Raw genomic sequence first — 19,037 nt, forward strand, 5'->3', positions numbered from 1 at the left:
AGCCTACGAGCCGGTGTAGGTGGCCTTCAGACTGCCCGCGCTCGCCACGACCTTCCCCTTCTTGCCGGTGACCATGAGGCCGGGCGTGCGGGCCTTTCCGTTGGCGTCGGCCTTGATCTTGACCGTGCAGGTCGGCTTCTTGCCGGCGCACTTGAAGTCACCCGTCGGCCGGTAGGTGACCGTCATCGCCTGGTTGTCCGCCAACCCCTCGACGTAGGCCGCCATGTAGGTGCACTTCGGCTTCCCCTTCGGGCACGAACGCTCGACGGTGTGCCATTCCATCCGGGCCGCGGCCGCCTTGCCGCAGAGCTTGGCCGGCTCGCCGGCGCGGACCGTGCCCCAGGCGTACGTCACCTTGGTGGTCGCCTGCACGCAGGCCTCGGTGCCGCCCTTGGAGACCGGCAGGGTGTAGGTGAGCTCCGGGTCCTTGCCCGAGGTCGGCTGCGTGGCGCCGTCGTCGATGGAGGCGATGCCGGAGGTGACCGCCGGGGCGGTGACCTTCAGCGTGACCTCGCGGTAGCCCGCGGCAGTGGCGGCGGTCGGCGCCTCGGGGGTGCGGGCGTAGCAGCTGTCCAGGTCGGTGATCGCGGCGACGTTCTTGGCCGCGAGCTCCTCGTCGGTGAGCCGCAGGTTGGTGACCGCGAGGACCCCGGCGATCGCCGGACGGCCGAGCTCCCGCAGACAGCGGGGACTCTCCAGGGTCCAGGCGCCGGCGACCTGCTTGCTCCAGCCGTTCGCGCCGCCGTCGGCGCAGTCGAGGATCTCTGAGTACCACTCCCGTCCCAGCCTGGACGGCCACTCGCCGTTGTAGCTGAACCCGCCGCCGGTCTTGGTGACCACCCCGGCCTCGGTGAGCCCGGCGCTGCCCCTGGCCTCGACCATCGACTCAGCCGCACAGCTCAGCTGCTCGGGATCCGCCCAGGCAGGCGTGTCCCCGGCAAGGGTCAGGGTGCGCGCGACGTCCTTCTCGTCGCCACGCAGCGGACCGATCTTGCCGGTGAGGTAGGCCCATGCCGAGGTGCCTCCGAACGCGACCAGCACGAGTGCACTGACGATCACGATCCAGCGCAGTGCCAGGCGTACAGGCTTGGTGCGGTCGCGCCGCCGCCGTGGCAGCGGGGGCAGCCCGAGCCGACGCCGACGGGCCTCTTCGGCCGCGGCGTTGGCGAGCTCGGTCGGTTTGGGTTGTTGTTGAGCAGTGCTGCCGGTGGGGTCGGACATCTCACTCCCTCGAGAACAGTTCAGCGAGGATCGTAGAGGGTAGCCCTTTCCGATACCCCCGGCCACTCCCCGATAGAGACATGAGTGACCTCGATGACTGGCACGCCGGTCATATGACTGGAATGCCAGTCATATGACCGGTCGGCGAAGGCCGAGGTCGAGTACGGCACCGCGCTCATCGGTCATACGAAGGCTGAGGCGCTCGTACGCCACGCCCGATCCCTCGTCGATCTGGCGGTATCGATCGTTCGGCTCGGACGCTGATTGGGTCTATCGCGCGAGGTCGTGTCGAAGGCGTACGCCGAAATCGCGCTCGAACCTCGCCACGGGTTCATCGCGTCCCGTACAGCGTGGTCCGTTCGGTGACCGGGCGATCGATGCCCATACCGATCTCCTCGAGCTCGGCGACGGTCTTGGCTGAGCCGTGCTCGGAGCCGGCCATCCGCGAGATGGTCTCCTCCATCAGGGTGCCGCCGAGGTCGTTGGCGCCGGCCTGGAGCATCGCCCTGGTGCCGTCGACGCCGAGCTTGACCCAGGACGTCTGGATGTTGTCGATGCGGCCGTGGAGCATGATCCTGGCCAGCGCGTGAACCGCGAGGTTGTCGCGCATGGTCGGGCCGGGGCGGGCCGCGCCGGCCAGGTAGATCGGCGCGCTGGTGTGCACGAACGGGAGCGGCACGAACTCGGTGAGCTCCGCGTTCCCGTGCTCGCGCGCCCGGTCCTGGATGCCGGCGAGGACGCGGAGGTGACCGACCCAGTGCCGCGGGTTGTCGACGTGGCCGTACATCATCGTCGACGTCGTCGGGATCCCCACCCGGTGGGCGGTCGAGACGATCTCGATCCACGTCTTCGCGGGCAGCTTGCCCTTGGTCAGCACCCAGCGGACCTCGTCGTCGAGGATCTCCGCGGCGGTGCCGGGGAGCGAGCCCAGTCCGGCCTCGCGCACCTTGATCAGGAAGTCCTCGATGGACAGTCCGGTGCGGGAGGTGCCGTTGACGATCTCCATCGGGGAGAAGGCGTGCACGTGCATCTCCGGCACCCGCTGCTTCACGGCCTGCACGAGGTCGAAGTAGGCGGTCGAGGGGAGCTCGGGGTCGATCCCGCCCTGCATGCACACCTCGGTGGCGCCCAGGTTCCACGCCTCCTCGGCGCGGTCGGCGACCTGGTCGAGATCGAGGGAGTACGCATCCGCGTCGGTCCGTCGCTGCGCGAAGGCGCAGAACCGGCAGCCGACGTAGCAGACGTTGGTGAAGTTGATGTTGCGGTTGACGACGTACGTCACGGCGTCGCCGTTGACCTGTTTGCGCAGGTCATCGGCGAGCCTGGTGACCTGACGCAGCAGGTCGCCCTCGGCCGTCATCAGGGTCAGCGCGTGCTCGTCGGAGAGGTTGCCGGGGTCCCTCTCGGCAGCGGCCAGAGCCTCGTGCCCCTCCGCATGGAGAACGGCGGGCGCACCGGTCGAGGTCGCCGCCTCCCGAACCGCGTCCCAGTCGCCGTAGACCGTCTCGAAGTCGTCGCGGCGGTCGTTGGTGCGGCCCTCGGTGTCGACGGAGGCGTGCAGGTCGACCCGGCCGGCCGCGGTGAAGCCACCGTCCGGCTCCTGCCACGGGTGGCCCTCGGGGCGGACGCCGTCGCGGGCCAGCCCGTCGGCGTCAGCGAGTGCCTCGACGTGGGAGAGGACGCGCGGGTCGATCCAGGACTGGCCGTCGCGCAGGGTGCCGGCGACGTACTCCGGGTGGACCGTCAGCCGGGCCTTCAGCTCGAAGCCGGCCTCGGCGGTGACCTGGCGCAAGGAGTCGAGCGAGGGCCAGGGGCGCTCGGGGTTGACGTGGTCGGGTGTGAGGGGAGAGACACCGCCCCAGTCGTCGATCCCGGCACCGAGCAGCGCCCGACACTCGTCGAGGTCGACCAGGTTGGGCGGCGCCTGCACGCGAGCCTTCGGCCCGAGCACGATCCGGGTGACCGCGATCGCGGCCAGATACTCGTCCAGGCCCAGGTCGTCGACGTTGCGCATCGCGGTCGACGGCTTCGCCCGGAAGTTCTGCACGATGATCTCCTGCAGCCCGGCGTACGCCTTGTGCACCTTCCGCAGCGCGAAGATCGTCTCCGCGCGCTCGGTGAGCGTCTCGCCGATGCCGACCAGGAGGCCGCTGGTGAACGGGATCGAGAGGCGTCCGGCGTCCTCGAGCACCCGCAGCCGCACCGCGGGGTCCTTGTCGGGGGAGCCGAAGTGGGCCTCGCCCTTGGTCTCGAAGAGCCGTCGCGACGTGGTCTCGAGCATCATCCCCATCGACGGGGAGACCGGCTTGAGCCGGTTCATCTCCTCCCACGACATCACCCCGGGGTTGAGGTGGGGGAGCAGCCCGGTCTCCTCGAGCACCCGGATCGCCATCGCCCGCACGTAGTCGAGGGTCGACTCATAGCCGCGGCTCTCGAGCCACTCCCGCGCCTCGGGCCACCGGTCCTCGGGCCGGTCACCGAGGGTGAACAGTGCCTCCAGGCAGCCGAGCTTCGCGCCCTCGGCGGCGATCTCGAGGATCTCGTCGGGACTCAGGTAGGGCTCTCGGCCCTCGCGTTCCGCCTGCCCCGGCGTCTCCACGAACGTGCAGTAGTGGCATCGGTCCCGGCACAGCTTGGTGATCGGGATGAAGACCTTCGGGGAGTAGGTCACCGTCTCGGGCCGTCCGGCCGCGACCAGCCCGGCGTCGCGTACCTTCGCCGCTGCCGTGGTCAGCCGTTTCAGGTCGTCGCCACCGGCCGCGAGGAGAGCCGAAGCCTCCGCGACGTCCAGGGCTGCGCCTCGTTCGGCCCGGGCCAAGGCCCGGCGGATCTGCTGAGGTGTCGGCTGCTCGCTCATCACGAGCAGCCTAGTAGGCGCCGCCCAGTTGTCGAACTAGTTGTCGATCTGGGCGCTCGCGCCGGGGGCCGTGGCGACGAACTTGTCGGTCCAGTCCTGCGGGCCGGACCACTGGACGACGGCGCCCATGCCGTCGCCGGCGGCGGTGCCGGGGTAGACGCACTTCGCGCCCTTGGCGTCCGAGCACTTGCCGCCGTTGCGGGTGAGCTTCACGTTGAACGTCTTACCTGCCTCGAAGCCCTCGAAGTTGAGCTGCCAGGTGTTGCACGCGATCTTCTGCTTCGTGAAGACCTTGTCAGTGCACTTGTCGAGCTTCTCCCAGGTGAGCTTCTTCGCCTCGGCGTTGCCGCAGGACTCGGCGTCGGTGGCCTTCTCGGTGCCCCAGGCGAAGCTGACGGTGGTCTTGACCGCGATGCAGCCCTGGACGCCGCCCTCGGTGACGGGGAGCTCGTAGGAGGATCCCTTGAGCTCCTCGAAGCTGCCGCTGCCCTTCTTGGCGATCGCGATCACCGACTGCCCGCCGGGAGCGGTGGGGTCCTGCACGTCGAAGTCGACCTGCATGTAGGCAGCCTTGGGGGTCACCTTGGCGCCGAGCGCGTCGGCCTTGACGTAGCACTCGTCGAGGGCCTTGACGGCCTTCTCGCTGGCCGGTCCGGCAGCGCCGGTGTCACCGTCCTTGAGGAGGTCCGAGACGGCGAGGAGGCCGGCCATGGAGGTCTTGTCGACCTCCTTCTCCATGCAGCGGGTGTCGCCGACCTTCCAGTTGTCGCCGATCTCGGTCGACCAGGACTCGGTGCAGTCGAGGAGCCCCTGGGTGAACTTCATCGCGTCGTCGGCGGGCCAGTCGCCGGTGTAGGTCCAGTCGTCGCCGGCGTCCACGACGCCGTGGGAGCGCAGGTCGCCTGCCGGAACCTTCCCGACCAGGCTCTCGGCCGCGCAGGTCATCTGGTCCTCGGAGGCCCACCCCGGCTTGGGTACGCCGCTGGCGATCGCCTCGGCCGCCTTGGCGTCGTCGCCGTGGAGGCCGAAGATGCCGAAGCCCTGGGTGAAGATGCCGACGCCGACGAGCAGAACCGCGGCGACCCCGCCGCCGACGATGGTGTAGAGCTTCTTCTTGTCGCCGCTGTCGCCCTGGCCGGCGGTGGAGTGGTGCGACGGCAGCCATTCAGGCTGTCCGCCTCCGGTGTCACCGGATCCGGCCGCGGCCGCAGCGACCTGGGGCAGCCCCTTGCCGCTGTGCACGACCGTGGAGTCGGTCTCGTTGGCGAGCGGGGCGGGCGGCGGAGTGCCCTCGCCCGGGCGCTTGACGATGGTCGGCTGCGCCTCGGCCTCGGGCACCGGAGTGCCGCCCCCGGAGGTCCCGCTGGACGTGGTGTCGTAGCTGGCGCCGGGACGGGAGCCGAGGTCGGCGGCGGTCGCTCCGGCGACTCCGCCGATGACACCGCCGCCGAGACCGGACTCCTCGAGTCGGTCGGCGGCCTTGTCGAGGGCCTTGGCGAGCTCGGCCGCGGTCCGGAAGCGGTTCTCCGGCTTCTTCGCCAGCGCCCGCTGGATGATCGGGTTGATCAGGTCGGCGCCAGGCGTCGAGGCGGGCAGCCGCGGCACCGGGTTGTTGATGTGGGCGCTCATCAGCTCGAAGTCGGTGCCGGTGTAGGGGGCCTTGCCGGTCAGGCAGGCCCACAGCAGACAGCCGGCGGCGTAGATGTCGCCCGCCGCGGTCGCCTGCTCACCCATGTGACGCTCGGGCGACATGTAGGGCAGCGAGCCCACCACCGAGCCGGCCCGGGTCACGTTGGAGTCACCCTCGGTCGCGATGCCGAAGTCGGTGAGGTAGGGGACGAGCTCGCCCTCCTGGCGCTCCCACAGGAGCACGTTGGACGGCTTGACGTCGCGGTGGACCACGCCGGCGCGGTGCGCGTCGAAGAGGGCGTCGCTGACGTCGCCGACCAGGCGCAGCGCCTGGACGGTCTCCAGCGCCCCCTTGGTCTTCAGCCAGCCGTGCAGGTCGCCATCGGGGACGTACTCGGTGACGAGGTAGACGGTGCCCTCGACCTCGCCGTACTCGATGATCTGCACGATGTTGCGCGAGCGCAGCTTGGCCAGGATGTTGGCTTCCCGCTCGAAGCGGGTGATGAAGTCCTTGTCGACCGTGAGCGAGGGCAGCACCAGCTTGAGCGCCACCTTGCGTCGCAGTGCCGGGTCCTTCGCCTGGTAGACGACACCCATGCCACCTTGACCCAGGACCCGCTCGATCACGTAGCGACCGAACTGTTCGCCTTCCTGGGGGAACGCAACCATCTTTAGAACCTCGCCCTGATTTTTTTACCCGATTCCCGACCTCTGCCGAAACCCTAGCGTCCCCTTAACGATCGTCGTGCGGCAACGCCACGGGCGAGACCAATTGTTAAGGCGTTAGTTAGGAAGTACGGCTTTGAGACCGTCGACCTCGGCGGTGAACCGGTCCTTCCAGCCCTTGGGTGCGGTCCAGTTGGTCCAGGTGCCGCTCGGCTTGGTGACGAAGGCCCTGTCCGAGCACGATCCGGAGGCCGACCGGCAGTTTCCGCCGTTGAGCTTCAGCTTGATCGTGACGCTGGAGAGGAGCTCGTAGCCCTCGTAGTGAAGCGTCCAGGAGCTGCACGGGGCGTACTTCGGCTGGGCGCACTTCTTGTCCTTCGTCCACCACAGCCGGCGGTCCTTCGCCTTGCCGCAGGCCTCGCCCTCGCTGGTCTTGGTGGTGCCCCAGGGGTAGCTGATCGAGGCCTGGAACGTCGCGCAGCCCTCCTGGCCCCCTTCGCGTACGGGGATGTTGACCTTCCCGCCGGTCACGGGTGCCCACTCCGAGGAGTCGGCGGACTTCGCCTGCACGACCACCTCGCTGCCTTCGACGGTCGGCGACGTGACCGCGAAGTCGACGCCGAGCACGGCGGGGGTGGCCTTCGCGGTCGGCGCTGTGAGCTCGTCGCTGACGTAGCACTCATCGAGCGCGGCGACCGCCTTCTCGGCCTGCTTCGTGACGCCGGCGTCCTCCACCTCCATGACCTGGGTGGTGATCAGGCCGGCCATCGCGGTCTCGTCGACGTCGCCGAGGCAGTCGGTGTCGGTCAGTGCCCACTCCTTGCCGATCGCCTTGCTCCAGTCACCCGAGCAGGAGAGCAGGCCCTCGGCGTACGTCGTCGCCTGCGGTCCCCGCCACGCACCGGTGTAGGTCACCGACTCGCCGGAGATCTGGATCAGCCCGGCCTTGCGCAGGGCGTCGCTGCGCTCGTCCTTGACCAGCTGCTCGGCGGCACACTTGGCGTCACCGGCCGAGGCCCAGGCAGGCTTCGGCGCGTCCGCGGCGATCGCGGTCACCGCCTTCTTGTCCTCGGCGCTCAGCGGGCCGAACCCGAGACGCCCGCTGAAGAACGCCCAGGCCCCGGTGCCGAGCAGCGCGACGAGCACCACCGCGCCGGCGGCACCCAGCCCGATCAGCAGCCCCTTGTTGCTCTTCTTCGGCTGTTGGTGGTGCGGCGGCAGCCCATAACCCGAGGCGTACGCGACCGGCGGCTGCCCCGGAGGCGGCCCGTAGCCGCTGGGCGGAGCGGCCGGCATCGCCATCGTGGGTGGCGGCGGAGGCGGGGCCGTCGGCGGCCGAGCAGGCGGGGGCGACGACGGAGGGGGCGACGACGGGGGCGGGGGCGGCGGCGGAGGTGGCGGGGTGGGGCTCGCGCTGGGGATCCGGGTCGCGTCGGGGTCGATGGGGTTCGCCGGCTCAGGCGCCGGAGGCGGCGTGGGCCGCCGGATACCCGGTCTCGTCTTGTCCTGGTCGTCTGGCTCCATGTCGAACGCCCCGCATGTCAGTCAGTGAAGTGGAGCGACCGGGCCGAGCGACCCGAGTCGTAGGGCACATCGTAAAGACACTTCGCCGATTCCGCAGCCGGGGCCTCAGTACTGGCCAGGATCGCGTGGCCGGCGCTGCTGCGGTGGGTTCCCCCGGAGGTCCCGGGGAGGCCGCGGACCGCGCATCGGCGGGGGCTGGCGGAGCTGGTGATCGAGCTGGCGGTCGAACTGGTTGTGGGGCTGCATCGGAGCCATCGGCCTCCGCACGGCCGCCGGGTGCGGCGGACGAACTCTCGTTCGTCCGCGGGCGCGCTTGCTCGGCCACCAGATGACGTCGCCCAGGTCGAGGTTGATGGCGGTGACCAGGATGGAGCGGACGACGAGGGTGTCGAGGAGTACGCCGAGGGCGATCGCCAGGCCGATCTCGATGAAGCTCACGTGCGGCAGCGTGGTGAGCACCGCGAACGTCGCGGCCAGGACGATGCCCGCGCTGGTGATGACACCACCGGTCGCCGAGAGCGCGACCAGGGAGGCCGGCCGGGTGTCGCCGTGCTCCACGACCTCCTCGCGGACCCGGTGCATCAGGAAGATGTTGTAGTCGATGCCCAGCGCGACGAGGAACACGAAGACGAACAGCGGGAACTCGCGGCCCTGCCCGGCGAATCCCATCGCGTCGAAGATGACCGCCGAGAGGCCGAGCGCGGCGCCGAAGCTGAGCACGACCGTGGCCATCAGCAGCACCGGGGAGAGGACCGAGCGGAGCAGGATCATCAGGATGATCAGCACCAGCCCGAGCACCAGCGGCATCACGACCTTGGTGTCCCGGTCGGTCGCCGAGGCCATGTCGAGCTGGATCGCGGCGGTGCCGGTGGCCAGCGCGTCGGCGCCGTCGACGGAGTGGACGACGCTGCGTACTTCCTCGACGGTGTCGAACGACGCCTTCGACATCGGGTCGGTGGCCAGCGGGACCGCGGTCAGCGCGACCTCGTGGGTGCCGTCGGTGACCGGGGTGACGCCCTCGTAGCCGGCCTTCGTGAGCGCCTCGACGACGTCCTTCTCGGTGCCCGGGGCCGAGACGACCTGGACCGGGTTGGAGGGATCGCCGAGGTCGTGCTCCTCGAGGACCCGGTCGCCGATCAGCGAGGGGAAGTCCTTGGTGTAGGTCTCCGAGCTGTCCAGGGTGGTGATGTTGAGCATCGAGAGCCCGCCGCAGCAGGCCAGCAGCACCGCGGCGGTGCCGATCCAGACCGCCCGGGGCCGCTTCCGGATCCAACCGCCGAGCCGCGCCCAGATGCCGCCGGTCTTCTCGCCGCTGGTGCCGTACGCCGGCTTGACCGGCCAGAACACCCAGCGACCCGTGATCACCAGCAGAGCCGGAAGCAGGGTCAGCATCACGACCAGCCCGGCGACGATGCCGATCGCGCAGACCGGGCCGAGGCTGGCCGTCGACCCCATGGTGGCGACCATCAGGCCGAGCATGCCGACGGTCACGGTGCCGGCCGAGGCGATGATCGCGGGAGCGGACCCACGCAGCGCCGCCGCCATGGCCTTGTGTCTGTCCTCGTGGCGTCCCAGCTCCTCGCGATATCGGGCGATGAGCAGCAGCGCGTAGTCGGTGCCGGCACCGAAGACGAGCACGTCGAGGATCGCTCGGTTCATCTGGTTGAGGGTCAGGCCGGCGTACTTCGCGCAGAGGTAGACCACGCCCATCGAGACGACCAGCGCGACCAGCACCGAGACGAGCGGGAGGAACCACAGCACCGGGCTGCGGTAGGTGATCAGCAGGATCACGATGACGACGCCCGCGGCGGCGTAGAGCAGCGCGCCGCCGATGCCGGCGCCGGCCTCCATCTGGTCGGCCGTGGAGCCGCCTGCGCCGCCGATGTAGACGTCGACGCCCTCGATCTCGGTCAGACCGACCAGGTCGTCGCGCAGGTCGAGCAGCGCGGTCGGGTCCTCGTCGGCGTAGTTGACCACGAGCGAGACCGTGGCGACCTCACCGTCGGCGGAGACCAGGCCGTGTTTCTGCCCCTTCTTCTCCCCGGTCGGGTAGGCGATCGCCGGCATCACCGGTGATCGAGCCTGTCGAGATCCATCTTTTTGCGATTGCGGATTCGCCTGGCTCGTGACCCCGTCCAGCGAGGCGATCTCGGGGATCTGCAGCACGATCGCGGTGTAGTCGGACTTCGTCAGCCCACCCTCGCGGTGGTAGACGATCGTCGTGGTCAGGTCGTCGGGGTCCTGCACCTTGGCGAGCTCGTCGATCGCCCGGGTCGACTCCGCGTTGGCCGGGAGCCAGTCGGAGTTGTCGTGGGACTCGACATCGCCCAGCTTGCCGGTCAACGGCCCCATCAGCACCAGCATCACCAGCCAGAAGCCGAGCACGACCCACTTGGTCACGGGTCCCGTGATGGCGCTGACGATCCGCTCAGACATGCGTCCATGCAACCAATGCCCGTGGGGGCAGTGTCACATCGGGAGGGCTGGGCCGGCCGTGGGTGTAAGCGAGTTCACACGGCCGGCGGGGAGATCAGGCCAGCCACTCCTTGACCTGGGCGATCGAGGTGAGGCCGTCGGTGCCGAAGGCGGGGGTCACCTGGAGGCTGGTCACGCCGGCCTCCTTGAACGCCGCGATCCGCTCCTTCACGAACGACTCCGGCCCGACCAGGTTGCCGGCCTCGAGCCAGGCCTCGGGGACCTCGGCCTCGGCGTCGCGCTTGTGGCCGTCGAGGTAGAGGTCCTGGATCTTCTTGGCCGCGTCGCCGAAGCCGTACTTCACGGCCATGTCGTTGTAGAAGTTCTTGCCGCGGGCGCCCATGCCGCCGACGTACAGCGCCAGCAGGCCGCGCATCGTGTCGCGGTGGCGCTTGGCCTCGTCGGGGTCGTCGGTGATCGCGAGCAGGCCGCCGGCGGAGATCTCCAGGGGCTTCAGGTCGGGGGAGCGCTTGGCCAGGCCCTTGTCGATCGCGTCGCCCCAGACATCGCGGGCCTTGTCGGGCAGGAACTGGAACGGCAGCCAGCCGTCGGCGACCTCGGCGGTCATGGCGACGTTGTTGTCGCCGAGCGCGGCCACCCACAGCGGGGTGTCGGCGCGCTCGGGCCGGTTGAGCAGCTTGAGCGGCTTGCCGAGGCCGGTGCCCTGGTCGGCCGGCAGCGGGATCTTGTAGAGCCCGTCGCTCTGCAGCCGCTCGCCACGCAGCCCGGCGCGCAGCAGCGCGATGATCTCGCGGGTGCGGGTCAGCGGCTTGTCGTACGCCACCCCGTGGAAGCCCTCGATGACCTGAGGCCCGCTCGCGCCCAGGCCGAGGATGGCCCGGCCGCCGGAGACGTTGTCGAGACCGGCCGCGGTCTGGAGCAGCGCTCCCGGCGTACGGCTGTAGATGTTGAGGATGCCGGCGCCGAGCTCGACGGTCTCGGTCTTCGCGGCCAGGTAGCCGAGCAGTGAGACCGCGTCGAAGCCGTACGGCTCGGCGACCCAGAGCTGGTCGAGACCGGCCTTCTCCAGGCCGACGACCTGGTCCGCGGTGTCGCGGGGGTTCCCGAAGTACGTCAAGGGCATCGCAAGCTTCATGCCGAGGAGGCTACCGTGACCGTGTGACGGAGATCAGGTTCGGATACAAGGCGTCCAACGAGCAGTTCGCACCCACGGAGCTGTTGAACTACGGCGTGATGGCGGAGGAGCAGGGTTTCGACTCTGTCTTCATCTCCGACCATCTCCAGCCGTGGCGGCACGACGGCGGCCACGCGCCGTTCGCGATGACGTGGCTGGGCGCGCTCGGAGCGCGCACGGAGCGGATCGTGATGGGCACCTCGGTGCTCACCCCGACGTTCCGCTACCACCCGGCGATCGTGGCGCAGTCCTTCGCGACCCTGGGGTCGCTCTTCCCCGACCGCGTGGTGCTGGGGATGGGCACCGGTGAGGCGATGAACGAGGCCCCGCTGGGCATCGAGTGGCCCGAGGGCAAGGTGCGCTTCGCGCGGTTCCGCGAGGCGGTGCGGGTGATCAAGAAGCTCTGGTCCGAGGACCGGGTCACCTTCGAGGGCGACTACTACCAGCTCGACCGGGCAACCATCTACGACAAGCCGTCCACGCCGGTCCCGATCTACCTGGCGGGTTCGGGTCCGGCCGCCACCAAGTACGCCGGCCGTGCCGGTGACGGCTACATCACCACCTCCGGCAAGGGTGCCGAGCTCTACACCGACACGCTGCTCCCGGCCGTACGGACCGGCATCGAGCTCTCCGAGCGCAAGCCGGCGGACGTGGACATGATGATCGAGGTCAAGGTCTCCTTCGACCACGACCTGGAGCAGGCGATGGAGGCCACCCGCTTCTGGGGCGCTCTCGGTCTCACCCCCGAGCAGAAGCACTCCGTCGAGGACCCGGTCGAGATGCAGCGTCTCGCCGACGCGCTCCCGACCTCGGCGACCGCGAAGCGCTTCATCGTGTCGACCGATCCCGACGAGCACGTCGCCCGGATCAAGGAATACCTCGACATGGGCTTCACCCACCTGGTCTTCCACGCTCCGGGGCCGGACCAGGCGAAGTTCCTGAAGCTGTACGGCGAGGAGATCCTCCCGAAGCTCCGCGGTCTCATCTGACCCGAGTCCGAGAACGGACCAGGGCCCCGGCCGGGGAGACCCACTTCACTCGCGCACCGGCCGGGACCCTGGGAGGACCGCCCCACATACGTGGTACGTCGTGCGGATGAGTTGCGTTGCACCGGTTTGACATTGCTTGCAAAATTCGTGTCGGGAGTGTCGGTCAGGGCCTACGCTCACCAGACATGAGCGTGATGGGCGATCCGTTCGTGGATGCCGCCGAGAGGCACCGGCGCGAGCTGAGGGTGCACTGCTACCGGATGGTGGCGAGCTTCGACGAGGCCGAGGACCTGGTGCAGGAGACCCTGGTCAAGGCCTGGGAGCGGCGCGACCAGCTGACCGACCCCGAGGCGATGCGGGCGTGGCTCTACCGGATCGCGACCAACACCTGCCTCGACTTCCTGCGCCGGAACGAGCGGCGGCCCAGGACGTACGCCCCGCTGCCGGGGTTCGACCACGGCGCCGGCGAGCCCCCAGAGCTGCTGGAGTGGCTCCAGCCGTTCCCCGACTCCCTGCTGGAGCCGGAGCGTCCGGAGGACGAGGCGGTCGCACGGGAGACGATCGAGCTGGTCTTCCTCACCGCGATCCAGCACCTGACCCCGCAGCAGCGGGCGGTCTTCGTCTTCCGGGAGGTGCTCGGCTGGTCGGCCGCCGACACCGCGGCCGCGCTCTCGGTCAGTGTCGCCACGGTCAACTCGCTGCTGCAGCGGGCCAAGCCGGCGCTGCGCCGGCACCTGCCCGAGGACCGGTCCATCTGGCACACCGAGGGGCCGACCGAGGAGGAGCGGAAGGTCATCGACGCCTACATCGCGGCGGGGGCGAGCAACTGGCGCGAGGGCATCGCCGATCTGCTGACCAGCGACGCCGTGCTGACCATGCCGCCGAACCCGTTCTGGTTCACCACCCGGGACGCCCTGCTGTCGTTCGTGCTGCCCAACCTCGACCCGTCCTCGCCGACCTACCTCGGCGAATGGCGGTTCGTCCCGGCGAGCGCCAACCGGATGCCGGCGGTGGCGGGCTACGTACGCCGCCCGGGGACCACGATCTACCGGCCGCAGGTGCTCGACGTGCTCCGGGTCGTCGACGGCAGGCTCGCCCAGATCACGACCTTCGAGCCGCATCTCTTCCCTGCCTTCGGGCTGCCTCAGGCACTGACCTGAAAAAGATTCGGTTGACCCGATGAGCGCGCGGGGTGGCGTACGTCCTAACGGGCAGATCGCACACGCCAGGGGCGCGACATGAGCTCAGGAGACATCGTGAACGCACAGCTTCAGGACCGCACCGCTATCGTCTGGGGCGGCGCGGGCGACATCGGCTCGACGACCGCGAAGGCCTTCGCCGAGGCGGGTGCCACGGTCTACCTCGCCGGCCGCACCGAGGCCACCCTCGCGGCCAGGGCCGCGGAGGTCGGTGCGGCCGGCTACGGGGTGGTCGACATCCTCGACGAGGACGCCGTGGTCGCCTTCGTGGAGCGGGTCGTCGCCGAGACCGGCTCGCTCGACATCTCGTTCAACGTCGCCGACCGCGGCGACATCCAGGGGCAGGCGCTGCTGGAGATCTCGGCCGCCGACTACACCCAGCCGGTCGTACGCGGCATCGCCGGCTCCTTCCACACCGCCCGCGCAGCCGCGCGACAGATGGTGGCCCAGGGCCGCGGTGTCGTGCTCGCGCTCGACTCCGGCTCCGCACGCGGTTCGGCGCCCGGCATGGGCGGGACCAGCGCCGCCGACGGTGCCCTCGACGCGCTCGTTCGTGATCTGGCCGCGGAGGTCGGCCCTTCCGGCGTGCGCGTCGTGGGGATCTGGACCGCCGGGATCACCGAGACCTTCACCCCCGAGAAGTTCGAGAGGGTCCTCGGGACGCCGCTCCCGGAGGAGGCGCTCGCCGGGATCAAGGAGAACCTCGACGGGATGCGGATGACCAAGCGGTCGCCGCGGCTGAAGGAGGTCGCCGACACCGCGACCTTCCTCGCCTCCGACGGCGCCGGCGCGATCACCGGCACCTGGCTCAACGTGACCAGCGGGATGCACCCGAGCTAAGTGATCGCGCGGGCCGGGTTATGGTTCCCGGCATGTCCTGGACCAGGGGTGAGCCGCTCACCGACGTACATCGGGAGCGGCTCATCGCCGCCGGGCTCGCACCGGAGGTGCTGGCCGGGCTCGAGCTGAGCGAGATCACCGGACCGTTGCCGGAGTGGTGGCACGAGGGCGGCAACGCGCTCTACCTGCGTGACGGGTTCCCGCTCGACAAGCGACTGATCGACCTGCTCGGGTTCTACCCGTTCTCCGACGCGCTGATCGTGGTCGCGACCGACATCACCTCGATGCAGGCGCTCCTGGTCGGCGGCGACTCGCCGACGATCTTCATCGGCCCGGACACGAGCATGGTCTGGGGCGAGATCTACTGTGGCGGCGGCTCTGCGGTGATCCTCTCCGGTGGCCTCGTCGCGACCTCGCGCGCGCAGATCGATGCCCGCAACGGTGGTTCGATCGTGGCTGCCCGCGACCAGCTCTGGGCAGCCAACGTCTACATCGCCACCGACGACATGCACCGGCTCGAGGACGCTGAGACGGGGCAGCGGATCAATCCGTACGGTGCCAACATCCGCTTCGGCGAGCACGTCTGGCTCGGCCGCGACGTGATCGTCACCGGCCATGCCGAGATCGGTGACGGAGCCGTCGTCGGCATGCGCGCCATGGTCCGCAACCAGAAGGTCGAGCCGCGTACGGCCGTGGCCGGCGTCCCCGCCCGGCTGATCCGCGAGAACGTCGTCTGGTCCGGCGAGGACACGCCCTGAGGGTGCCGACGGAGCCGTACCGGCTGTGCTTGATCAAAAGATGGCCCGCCGCTCGTAACGTCCCATTCACATTGCGCCCGCCGCGGCTTCGCTGCCGGCACGCACGCTTGGCGCCATGGCAACGGCCTCCCGCCCCCTTGTGATCGGCCATCGCGGAGCGCCCGGCTACCTGCCGGAGCACTCCCTGGAGTCCTACCGTCTGGCGCTGCGCCAGGGCGTGGACGCGCTCGAGACCGACGTGGTGATGACGAGCGACGGGGTGATGGTGCTCCGGCACGAGAACGAGCTCTCCCGCACCACGGACGTGGCCTCCCGCCTGGAGTTCGCGGAGCGGCGTACGACCAAGGTGATCAGCGGCAAGAAGTGGACGGGCTGGTTCACCGAGGACTTCACCTTCTCCGAGCTGCTCAGCCTCGGAGCGCCGACGACGAGCCAGCCGATCATCACCCTCGACACCCTGCTGCTGCTCGTCGCCGACGAGTCCCAGCGCCGTGGGCGGCGGGTCGGGCTGCACGTCGAGGTCAAGCACCCGACGTACTTCGCCTCCATCGGTCTGCCCGTCACCGAGACCCTCCTGCAGACCCTCGCGGACCACGGCGTCGACGCCTGGAACAGCCTCCCGGGCCTGCCCACCCAGCGGCTGTGGCTGCAGAGCTTCGACGAGGCCTGGGTGCGGGAGATGAGCACCCGCACGGACCTTCCGCTGGTGCAGCTGGTCGACAAGAAGTGGGGTGCGGTCGACTGCGCGGAGATCGCGACGTACGCCCAGGCCATCGGCCCCAAGAAGTCGATGGTCCGCAAGAAGGGGCAGCCGCCGACCGGCTTGGCCGACGAGGCCCACCGACACGGTCTGCTGGTCTTCGTCTGGACCCTGAAAGCAGGACGTGACCAGGCGAATCGCCTCTTCGAGGCCGGGGTCGACGGGGTGTTCGCCGACTACCCGAACCGTCCGATCGCGGCCTTGGCCGACATCACACAGGTACAGACCGCCTGAGGCTGGCGCCCGCACGTAGGGTGTGGGGTATGCCGCCCCTCAATGCAGACCGTGCGGTCCTGATCGCTGCTCGGGAGGTCCTGCTCAGGGATCCCCGCGCGACCATGGCAGCCGTCGCGGAGGAGGCCGGGATGGGAGTGGCCGGGCTCTATCGCCGCTACGCCAACAAGCAGGCTCTGCTGCGGGCCGTCGCCGCCGACAGCTACCGCCGCTACATCGCTTTCGCGGAGGCGGCGCTGAGCGACACCGACGACCCGTGGCACGCGTTCACGGGTTTCCTGCGCCAGGTGCTCGACGACGGACTCCCGCGGCTCACCCTCGCCCTGCGCGACGAGGTCAGCTTCGACCAGGGCCTACGTGACCTGGACAAGCTCGCCGTCCACACCACCAACCGCCTTCTACGTGGCGCCCGCGGCAGCGGCATCCTCCGCCCCGACGTCACCCGCGCCGACATCACCGTGCTCCTCGAGCAGATCAGTCGCATCGACGTAGGGGATGACGTACGCAGCGCCGCCCTGCGCCGCCGCTACCTCGCCCTCGTCTGCGACGGTCTTCGTGCCGATGCCGCAAGCCGCCGGCTCCCCGGGCCGCCCCCGCACGAGGCAGAGCTCATCGGGCGTTGGGACACGGGTATCTCGAGCGTCTCCTAGGTACGCCTCGGGTTGGGCGTTGCTTCAGGCGGCTGGTGGCCGCCGGATTCACGAGGTGTCATGAGACCGCCGCGATGGCCTCGATCTCGACCAGCTGATCCTCATAGCCCAACACGGTGACGCCCATCAGGGTGCTGGGCACGTCATGGTCCCCGAATGCGTCCTTCACGACTTCCCACGCCACGACGAGATCCGACCGCTGCGAAGACGCAACCAGCACCCGGGTGTTCACCACGTCCTCCAGCGTTGCGCCGGCGGCCCGAAGCGCCCCGATCAGCGTCTCGACGCACTTCGCGGCCTGGCCTGCGTAGTCGCCCACTGCTGCCGTCGTCCCGTCCACCTCAAGAGGGCACGCTCCGGCGAGGAACACCAGGCGCACACCGCTGTCCACGACCGACGCGTACGCATACGGCGCGTCGCTGAGTTCGGGAGCTCGAACGAGACGGGTGGCAGAATTCACCAGGCGATCTTCGCACCCGCATTTCGCAACGGTCTAAGACATTTCAGGTGCGCCGGGTAAACCGGATCCGTCCGTCCGGGAGGCGTTCATACCCGGAGCCGGCGTCGTGGATGCGGCGGTGGTCGCTGGGGCACAGCAGCACCATGTTGGCCAGGTTGGTTTTGCCGCCTTCGGACCAGGGTGTGAGGTGGTGGGCTTCGGTCCAGGCGGCTGGGGCGTCACAGTCTTCGGCTTGGCAGCCTTGATCTCGGAGCCGGAGTGCTCGGTGTTGGATCGGGTGGGCCAATCTGGCGGTACGACCCAGGTCTAATACCTCGGAGTTGGTGCCGAGGACCACCGGGACCAGGTCCGCGTTGCAGGCCAGCCGGCGGGCCTCGGCGGCGGTGATCTTCTCGCCGTCGAACCCCAAGGCTGCGGTGCCGAGATCCTTGCGGAGGTCCTCCACGCTCATGGTGATGAACACCGTGGTCGCGTGGCCGCCGTGCCTGGGGAGCAGGTCGACGTCGTAGGTCTCAACCACCCGCGCGAAGGCCTGCCCCAGCAACCGGTCGTAGGGGGCCTTGCGGCCCTTGTCCTGCGCCGACCACTTCCGGGGCTGGGCCAGGGAGTCCAGCATCGTGCGCAACCTGATCCCGACCGCACGGGAGACCCGGGCGTGGATGTCGATGGTGCCGTCGCCGTTGTCACGCGACTGGAAGAACGTACGCCGGGCGTGCTCCTCTTCCCGCTGGAGTGCTTTGGCCTCGGCGGCTTCGAACCGGGCGGGGTCGATCTCGGCCAGGACCCGGCGTCCGGCGATCTTGAGCTCGTTGGCCGTCAACTGGCTGGCGTAATCCACAAGGAGCTTCTCGGCCAGGACCAGGTCCTCGCCGCTGGCGGCGGGGTCGGACTCGATGACATCGAGCGCCTTCGTGATCACCCTCGCCTTGTCCTGGGACACCACACCCTCGGCCAGACCAGCAGCCACGAGGTCGTACTTGGCGAGGCCGGCAGCGAGTTTGATCTGGGAGCGGGCCGTGGCTTTGTCGACGAGGAGTTCGGTGCGCAGCCATCCGGAGGCGTCCTTGGCGCCGGTCTCTTCGGCGATATCACCCGCAGAGGCGAGGACCCGCAGTTTCAGTGCGGCTTGTTTGGCGTGGATCGTCTCCAGGTGGGCCAGGCGGTCTTTCTTCTGGCCGGTGCGCCAGTAGGCCGGGTCTGCGGTGAGGAGCTTGTCGAGGGAGGACTCAATGGCGGCCAGTTCGGCGTCGATCGGGTCACTGGGGTTGGTGCCCCAGTGGTTGACGTCGTGTTCGAGACTCATCGTGTTCCCTCCCTTCAGAGGAGTGTTGTGATGGGTCTGATTCTACGCCTCGAACGGATATCTAACCACCCATAGGTGCAGGTCAAAGCCTATTTTCGCGGTGAGCGAACGGCGTCGCTGCTGTGGATGGTAAGTGGCCCGAAGGGCCACCACTGACACCCCATCGACACCGTCTGTCGCAGGAGTCAATGCGCTGCACCACACCCGGGCCGCCGCCCCGATAGCCAGCCAAATCTTTCTCGACGGGCCCCGGTGTCAAGGACCGCGAAGCGGCCGGCGAAGCCGGCGGCCGAAGGCCGTCCTTTACTCCGGGGCCCTTCGAGAAGACCCTCAAAGC

14 protein-coding genes are annotated in these 19,037 nt (G+C 69.3%); 6 read left to right on the plus strand and 8 right to left on the minus strand.

The window, feature by feature from the left end; genetic code table 11:
• Positions 1-3: 3 nt before the first annotated feature.
• The 6 genes from ACFV9G_RS23435 to ACFV9G_RS23460 form a co-directional block, all read right to left on the minus strand.
• The gene (locus ACFV9G_RS23435; RefSeq protein WP_378730446.1) at positions 4-1,221 is read right to left on the minus strand and encodes a hypothetical protein; all 1,218 of its coding nucleotides are present in this window, start codon (positions 1,219-1,221) and stop codon (positions 4-6) included.
• Between the two features lie 331 nt (positions 1,222-1,552).
• Positions 1,553-4,078 carry a bifunctional FO biosynthesis protein CofGH gene (locus ACFV9G_RS23440; RefSeq protein WP_378730448.1) on the minus strand — a complete coding sequence of 842 codons (2,526 nt, stop codon included), beginning with the start codon at positions 4,076-4,078 and terminating at the stop codon, positions 1,553-1,555.
• Positions 4,079-4,114: 36 nt separating this feature from the next.
• Positions 4,115-6,376 (minus strand): serine/threonine protein kinase, encoded by a 2,262-nt coding sequence (locus tag ACFV9G_RS23445; RefSeq protein WP_378730451.1) that lies wholly within the window; start codon positions 6,374-6,376, stop codon positions 4,115-4,117.
• A gap of 114 nt (positions 6,377-6,490) precedes the next feature.
• Positions 6,491-7,669 (minus strand): hypothetical protein, encoded by a 1,179-nt coding sequence (locus tag ACFV9G_RS23450; RefSeq protein WP_378730453.1) that lies wholly within the window; start codon positions 7,667-7,669, stop codon positions 6,491-6,493.
• A gap of 333 nt (positions 7,670-8,002) precedes the next feature.
• Positions 8,003-10,333 (minus strand): MMPL family transporter, encoded by a 2,331-nt coding sequence (locus tag ACFV9G_RS23455; protein WP_378730455.1) that lies wholly within the window; start codon positions 10,331-10,333, stop codon positions 8,003-8,005.
• 94 nt (positions 10,334-10,427) lie between these two features.
• On the minus strand, positions 10,428-11,468 hold the full coding sequence (locus ACFV9G_RS23460; protein ID WP_378730457.1) for an LLM class F420-dependent oxidoreductase: 1,041 nt from the start codon (positions 11,466-11,468) through the stop codon (positions 10,428-10,430).
• A gap of 23 nt (positions 11,469-11,491) precedes the next feature.
• Between ACFV9G_RS23460 and fgd the strand changes: the two genes are divergently transcribed.
• From fgd to ACFV9G_RS23490, 6 genes are all read left to right on the plus strand, one after another.
• Positions 11,492-12,496, plus strand: coding sequence for a glucose-6-phosphate dehydrogenase (coenzyme-F420) (gene fgd / locus ACFV9G_RS23465; protein WP_378730460.1), 1,005 nt, complete (start codon positions 11,492-11,494; stop codon positions 12,494-12,496).
• Between the two features lie 185 nt (positions 12,497-12,681).
• The gene (locus ACFV9G_RS23470) at positions 12,682-13,656 is read left to right on the plus strand and encodes an RNA polymerase subunit sigma-70 (RefSeq protein ID WP_378730463.1); all 975 of its coding nucleotides are present in this window, start codon (positions 12,682-12,684) and stop codon (positions 13,654-13,656) included.
• 96 nt (positions 13,657-13,752) lie between these two features.
• Complete coding sequence (locus ACFV9G_RS23475; RefSeq protein ID WP_378730466.1) at positions 13,753-14,535, plus strand: SDR family NAD(P)-dependent oxidoreductase; 783 nt, start codon at positions 13,753-13,755, stop codon at positions 14,533-14,535.
• Between the two features lie 32 nt (positions 14,536-14,567).
• Positions 14,568-15,293, plus strand: a complete 726-nt coding sequence (locus ACFV9G_RS23480) for a hypothetical protein (protein WP_378730468.1) — start codon at positions 14,568-14,570, stop codon at positions 15,291-15,293.
• Positions 15,294-15,408: 115 nt separating this feature from the next.
• Positions 15,409-16,287, plus strand: a complete 879-nt coding sequence (locus ACFV9G_RS23485; protein ID WP_378730471.1) for a glycerophosphodiester phosphodiesterase family protein — start codon at positions 15,409-15,411, stop codon at positions 16,285-16,287.
• 29 nt (positions 16,288-16,316) lie between these two features.
• Positions 16,317-16,937 carry a TetR/AcrR family transcriptional regulator gene (locus tag ACFV9G_RS23490; protein WP_378730473.1) on the plus strand — a complete coding sequence of 207 codons (621 nt, stop codon included), beginning with the start codon at positions 16,317-16,319 and terminating at the stop codon, positions 16,935-16,937.
• A gap of 58 nt (positions 16,938-16,995) precedes the next feature.
• Here the strand turns inward: ACFV9G_RS23490 and ACFV9G_RS23495 are convergent, their stop codons facing one another.
• Together ACFV9G_RS23495 and ACFV9G_RS23500 are read right to left on the minus strand one after the other, a co-directional pair.
• Complete coding sequence (locus ACFV9G_RS23495) at positions 16,996-17,397, minus strand: RidA family protein (RefSeq protein ID WP_378730475.1); 402 nt, start codon at positions 17,395-17,397, stop codon at positions 16,996-16,998.
• Positions 17,398-17,440: 43 nt separating this feature from the next.
• Positions 17,441-18,700: a DUF222 domain-containing protein gene (locus ACFV9G_RS23500; RefSeq protein WP_378730477.1), complete on the minus strand. Its 1,260-nt coding sequence runs from the start codon at positions 18,698-18,700 to the stop codon at positions 17,441-17,443.
• Positions 18,701-19,037 lie beyond the last annotated feature (337 nt).

This window comes from Nocardioides sp. NPDC059952 (assembly GCF_042730435.1).
GTDB lineage: Bacteria > Actinomycetota > Actinomycetes > Propionibacteriales > Nocardioidaceae > Nocardioides.

Bases quoted from the DNA above. Each gene is read 5' to 3' on its own strand.
- ACFV9G_RS23485 (WP_378730471.1), top strand. From the start codon at position 15,409: ATGGCAACGGCCTCCCGCCCCCTTGTGATCGGCCATCGCGGAGCGCCC.
- ACFV9G_RS23490 (WP_378730473.1), top strand. From the start codon at position 16,317: ATGCCGCCCCTCAATGCAGACCGTGCGGTCCTGATCGCTGCTCGGGAG.
- ACFV9G_RS23440 (WP_378730448.1), bottom strand. From the start codon at position 4,078: ATGAGCGAGCAGCCGACACCTCAGCAGATCCGCCGGGCCTTGGCCCGG.
- ACFV9G_RS23480 (WP_378730468.1), top strand. From the start codon at position 14,568: ATGTCCTGGACCAGGGGTGAGCCGCTCACCGACGTACATCGGGAGCGG.
- ACFV9G_RS23445 (WP_378730451.1), bottom strand. From the start codon at position 6,376: ATGGTTGCGTTCCCCCAGGAAGGCGAACAGTTCGGTCGCTACGTGATC.
- ACFV9G_RS23455 (WP_378730455.1), bottom strand. From the start codon at position 10,333: ATGTCTGAGCGGATCGTCAGCGCCATCACGGGACCCGTGACCAAGTGG.
- ACFV9G_RS23500 (WP_378730477.1), bottom strand. From the start codon at position 18,700: ATGAGTCTCGAACACGACGTCAACCACTGGGGCACCAACCCCAGTGAC.
- ACFV9G_RS23435 (WP_378730446.1), bottom strand. From the start codon at position 1,221: ATGTCCGACCCCACCGGCAGCACTGCTCAACAACAACCCAAACCGACC.
- ACFV9G_RS23460 (WP_378730457.1), bottom strand. From the start codon at position 11,468: ATGAAGCTTGCGATGCCCTTGACGTACTTCGGGAACCCCCGCGACACC.
- ACFV9G_RS23450 (WP_378730453.1), bottom strand. From the start codon at position 7,669: ATGCCGGCCGCTCCGCCCAGCGGCTACGGGCCGCCTCCGGGGCAGCCG.
- ACFV9G_RS23470 (WP_378730463.1), top strand. From the start codon at position 12,682: ATGAGCGTGATGGGCGATCCGTTCGTGGATGCCGCCGAGAGGCACCGG.